At 65.7% G+C, this 1,127-nt stretch carries 2 protein-coding genes; both read right to left on the bottom strand.

Annotated elements, in window-relative coordinates:
* Window positions 1-183 (bottom strand): flagellin (locus TEP_RS19920; protein WP_240790680.1); only part of this gene is annotated, 183 nt, incomplete at its 3' end.
* Between the two features lie 86 nt (window positions 184-269).
* Window positions 270-1,127: flagellin (locus tag TEP_RS19840; RefSeq protein ID WP_206140204.1), on the bottom strand; the 858-nt coding region annotated here is incomplete at its 5' end.

The raw sequence follows: 1,127 nt of genomic DNA, 5'->3' as shown, positions 1-1,127 counted from the left end.
GGTGCCGAAGCGCTCGGTGCCGAAGCGCTCGGAGATCGCCAGGCCGGCCGCATCGTCCTTGGCACTGTTGATGCGCGAACCGGAGGACAGGCGCTGGATGGTGGTGGCCAGCGAGCTGCCGCTGGTGCTCAGGTTACGCTGAGCATTCAGGGACATGGTGTTGGTGTTGATGACTTGTGCCATGGTGCTTTTCCTTTGGCGAAGGTGGAACGTAGTTCAGGAACCGTGCGGCAGCTCAGCCACCGCCCGGGGGTCGATCAAGGAGCGGATCAGCGCAGCAGGCTGAGCACGCCCTGCGGCACCTGGTTGGCCTGGGCCAGCATGGCCGTACCGGCCTGCTGCAGGATCTGGGTGCGGGTCAGCTCGGCGGTTTCCTTGGCGAAGTCGGTGTCCTTGATGCGGCTGCGCGATGCCGACAGGTTCTCCGAGGAGGTCTGCAGGTTGGCCACCACCGAGGTGAAGCGGTTCTGGATCGCACCGAGGTCGGCGCGGGTGCTGTTGATCGCACCCAGGGCCTTGTCGACCACTTCCATTGCCTGCTGTGCACCCTTGACGGTGCTGACGTCCAGATCGCTGGCGAACTTCGAGGCCGGTGCCGCCGCAGCGGTGGTGGCGGTGAAGGTCGGCGCGGTGGCGCCCGTCCAGGTACCCGGCGTTGCGGTGATGGCCTTGAACGAACCGTCAGCGTTGGTGCTGTCCTTGACCGAGGTCAGGGTCACGCCGGTGGTGCCGTTCACTTCGGCATAGACGCCGGTTTCGCCGATCTTGGCGTTGATCGCGGTCACCAGTGCTTCGCGCGAGGCCTTGCCGGTGGCAGCGGCGTCGGCGCCCTGCTTGACCGAGACGTCGGCGATGGCCACGCCGTTGATCGACAGGCCGCTGGTGCTGAAATCAGCGTTGGTGCCCGGATCGGCCAGGGCCAGCGCGTTGGTGTCGAACTTGGCGCCACCCAGGGCATTGGCCTTGGCATCGATGGTCTTGTCGATGGCAATCGCCTGGCCGGCGTTGGCGCCGACCTGGAACAGCTGGCTGGAGAACGAACCGTCCAGCAGCTTGGTGCCGTTGAAGTCCGACTGCTTGGCGACGCGGTCGATTTCCGAAACCAGCTGGGTCACTTCGGCCTGCAG

The organism is Stenotrophomonas sp. TEPEL (assembly GCF_004348785.1).
Lineage (GTDB): Bacteria > Pseudomonadota > Gammaproteobacteria > Xanthomonadales > Xanthomonadaceae > Stenotrophomonas > Stenotrophomonas indicatrix.
This window is presented reverse-complemented; position numbering and strand designations above follow the sequence as displayed.